The 4178-nt window shown below is 50.6% G+C and carries 3 protein-coding genes; all 3 read left to right on the forward strand.

Annotated features, from left to right (window positions below; all coding sequences use genetic code 11):
* Positions 1 to 12 precede the first annotated feature (12 nt).
* The 3 genes from PMG71_RS24115 (at position 13) to PMG71_RS08540 (ending at position 3965) form a co-directional block, all read left to right on the forward strand.
* A complete protein-coding gene (locus tag PMG71_RS24115) occupies positions 13 to 135 on the forward strand; it encodes an integrase core domain-containing protein (RefSeq protein WP_430541002.1) in 123 nt (40 codons plus the stop codon).
* Positions 136 to 312: 177 nt separating this feature from the next.
* Positions 313 to 1254, forward strand: a complete 942-nt coding sequence (locus tag PMG71_RS08535; protein ID WP_283753241.1) for a formylglycine-generating enzyme family protein — start codon at positions 313 to 315, stop codon at positions 1252 to 1254.
* 113 nt (positions 1255 to 1367) lie between these two features.
* Positions 1368 to 3965: a calcium-binding protein gene (locus PMG71_RS08540; RefSeq protein WP_283753242.1), complete on the forward strand. Its 2598-nt coding sequence runs from the start codon at positions 1368 to 1370 to the stop codon at positions 3963 to 3965.
* Positions 3966 to 4178 lie beyond the last annotated feature (213 nt).

The raw sequence follows: 4178 nt of genomic DNA on the forward strand, positions 1-4178 counted from the left end.
GCACAGATCATCATCAATCACTGGCTCAAACAGTACAATCACACGCGTCCACACCAGGCGCTCAACATGCGGCCACCCGTACCAGAAACCATACTAGAGAACCGAACAATCAGTGGCCCAGGCACAGGGGGCTAGACAAACAGAAACAGCATGGCAGATTTAAGAAGACAGTCAGATGAGCGATTTAATGTCGCAGATGTGGAGGCTGGTGTATGTACGAAAGCAAATCAGCTTGACCGTTCTCTTAGACATCTCTTACAACTTAAATCGACGCACGCTACTGGTTTTGATTAAAAGGGCTTTTCAAAACCGATGAAAGATCAGCTGGGGAAAATCCGATGGCCCGGTGTGGCTCTTTTAGTTCTTGCCATGACTGGTGGTATGGCAGTTGGACAGGAAATCTTAGGTAACGTTCGGGTCTTGGAAGTATTCCAAGAATGTCCAGATTGTCCGGAGATGGTTGTTCTCCCACTAGGCGGCTTTTTGATGGGTGGTGAGCCGCTTCAACCCGATACACACGGCTTTCCAATTACGATGGGGCGCGAAGATCCCCTAGGCGCACCATGGGAAGGCCCTGTTCACCAGGTGCAAATCGATATACCTATCGCTATAGGACGCTACGAAGTCACTTTCGAACAATGGATGGCTTGCGTATCTGACGGTGCCTGCCAGCATCAACCATCTGCCGCTACATCCACACGGTACGGGAATTATGATGCGATTGGTCTTAACCCTGTACGGCGGGTTAGCTATCTCGACATCCAAGAATACATCGGTTGGCTGAACGGCTTCTCAGAAGACGGCATATACCGTCTACCGACAGAGGCTGAGTGGGAATACGCAGCGCGAGCTGGCGCTACAACTCTATTTCACAATGGTAATAGTCTGGATTTGAGTGAAGCAAATTTCTGGGACGGGGAAAGCTACCCCGATTGGCGACAGAACCCTGAAATACCTGGGCAGTTAATCCCTATTCCGGTTGGGCGGTTAATCCCAAATGCTTGGGGTTTGCATGACACCGCGGGTAACGTTCGCGAGGTGACAATGTCCTGCTACACCGAACGTCATCAAAGCTGGCCTACATCTACCGCATATCTGAACAATGCGATGCATCTTGCGCCATGTATACGAGTTTTGCGCGACGGTAGCTTCAATGGAACACAGGGATGGGTCAGGCCACAATCAAGATTTCCAATACCGGAAGATGGGCGTAGTTCCTATATCGGTTTTCGAGTGGTTAGGGAGCTTCAATAGAGGATAATATCATGAGTATATACGGTCGATATCACCCAACAAATCTAGCTATCCCTGCACGAATAGACTTACCAATATTTCCCGCTGGTCAGATCAATACGTCGGTTAGTCCAATGGGTACAGTGCTGACCATTGATGCTACAATAGGCAGAAGCATTTCGTCGCCAGACGGAACGGGATCAATATCTGCGACTGTCGGAATTTCTGGGCAATGGGGCCCCAATGGTCGCTTGTTCGATACTGACATTATATTGCGAGCCGGTGCTTCCGTTACTCTTGAGAATTTCAGAATTTCTGTCGGATCCGTGCGACTGGATGGAGAAAACCTTTCATTTACGGTCAATCTTCCAATAGTTGGTGAAACAAGCGTTTCGTATACCTTTGACGAAATTGCTTCGGGAGTTTTGCTAACGGATCTTCAGAGCTTAGGTATACCGTCTGGGGAAGCTCAAGACATTAACGCTATAATATCTGGTGTATCGAGCACTGTTGATATGTTGGGCGGTTGGGTCAATGATGAGATCCGCGGGTGGGGGTGGGATTTCACACCTTCAGAGAGCTTCACTGCGAAGTTCGTCCGTGTAGATGGAACTCCACCGATCGATCTTCTATCCCTCGCAGCAAGAGGAGAAAATTTCGTCGAGGTAGAGTTCGATTTAGGTGAAGTGCGCCAGCTAGTGGTCTACGAACGCACTGGCGATCCGCAATTCTATCCAACCGCGCAAGAGGTGGTGGCCCGTATTGAAGAATTAGGGTTCCAAGAATGGATAATTGGCGAGAGCGGCTTCACCGTGGTGGAAGAAACGCTCTCTACCCCTTTCGGTTTGGTAACAAACAGCGTTTCAGCAGACGACCTCGTAACACTCGACCCAAGCAACACGGAATTTCAAGGAAGCGAACAGAATGATTTTGTGATGCCCGGCAAGGGTTTGGCCGCCGCGATGTTTGGAAATGGTGGTGACGACATACTAAATGGCGGCGAGCTATCCGACGCCATAAGCGGAGGTTCCGGTGCCGATACGTTGCTTGGAGGAAAAGGTGACGATTCACTGACTGGAGATTCGGGCCAGGACATCATTATCGGTGGAGACGGCGATGATCAGATGGACGGCGGAAGCGGCGATGATGAATTGCTCGGTGAAGCCGGTGCTGATCATATCTTGGGAGGTGATGGCGAGGATACGATAGTTGCGGGTACAGGGGCCGACACGATTTTTGGTGGAGCGGGGAACGATTTTGTTGTTTCTGGGGAAGGCTCCGACATCGTCTCTCTAGGCGGCGGTTCAGACACTGTTTTGTTTGAGGACAATAGTGGAGCAGACACGATCCTCGACTTCGATGTTGCTAACGATCATATTGCGCTGGGGGGCTTTAATATTGATCCAACTGCGTTGCCGGATGGGATCATAGTCACCTCCGTTACGGGTGGCATCGAAATACGGCATGATGGCTTCCCGGGCTCAACGATTTTCTTAGACGGCGTCACCTATGAGAGTTGGCTGTCCGGACTTGTCCAAGCGCCTGATGGCATCCTCAACGGCACGAGTGGAGACGACATCATCGACCTCAGCTTTGTGGATTTTCAGGGTGATGTTCATGCCTCCGGGGGGCAAGATACCATCTCTGGCGGTCTTGGGGACGATGAGCTTTCCGGTTTGCAAGGAAACGATACCTATCTCTTTGCGGTAGGCGAAGGGCAAGACACGATTATCGACGATGGACATCACAGAGACAAATATGACGAGGTTATCTTCGAAGGGCGCAACTTCGACATTGGCTATTTCAGCCCAATCGTTGGTCACAACCAGTGGGATTTGCTAATCGACTTTGGGGATGGAGACAGCGTCCAGATCAAACATCAGCAGAATAGCCATAATCGCGTTGAAGAGTTCGTTTTCGACGATCAGACCGTAACGGCTAACGAAATAGATGCGATGTTGCTGGCCCTACAAACCACCAATGGCAATGACACGATTTACGGATCATCGGTGACGTCTGATCTCATGCAGGGTGGCTTGGGCGATGATTATCTCAGCGGCGGACAGCAGGGCGATACATACATGTTTGCCATCGGAGATGGTCAAGACACCATTGCTGATGCTGGACACCACAGGGATGCAGCTGATCAAGCGGTATTCACGGGTCGGAATTTTGACCTGAGCTATTTCAGCCCAATCGTCGGTCACAACCAGTGGGACTTGCTGATCGACTTTGGAGATGGAGACAGCGTCCAAATCAAGCACCAGCAGAACAGCTTTAATCGCGTTGATGAGTTTGTTTTTGACGACCAAACCGTCACGGCCGATCAGCTCGATGCTATGATGATGGCATCCCAAATGACGTCAGGCGACGACAGTGTTTATGGGTCTGCGACCAATGACGATCTCATTCGTGGGGGACTTGGGGACGATTATCTGTTCGGGAACCAAGGCGCTGATACCTATATCTTTGCTATCGGCGATGGGCAGGACACGATCGAAGACGGTGGGCATCATCGCGATGCAGACGATACGATCGTGTTTGAAGGCAGGACCTTCGATGCAAGCAACTTCAGCGTTATCACTGGTCACAATCAGTGGGATCTGCTCATCGACTTTGGAAATGGCGACAGCGTCCAAGTTCGACATCAACAGAACAGCTATAACCAGATTGAGAGCTTCGTCTTCGATGACCGCACGTTGTCATGGGCAGAACTGGAGCTGTTGATCTGACGTTTACGATCAAGGGTTGGCCGGAGAGAATAGCTTTGGCCAACCCATTCGTCTGCGCAAAGTAACATAATACTGTCCTTCCCCCCTAGAACTGGGCCATTACATTGGCCGCGAGAGGGGGATTTGGCATGGCGAGGAAGCGACACTCAGACGAAGACGTTCTGAAACTGCTGCGTGAGATTGAGCTTAAGCTGACCGCGGGATTTGACGTTG

Origin of the sequence: Roseofilum acuticapitatum BLCC-M154 (assembly GCF_030068475.1) — a bacterium.
Classification (GTDB): Bacteria; Cyanobacteriota; Cyanobacteriia; order Cyanobacteriales; family Desertifilaceae; genus Roseofilum; species Roseofilum acuticapitatum.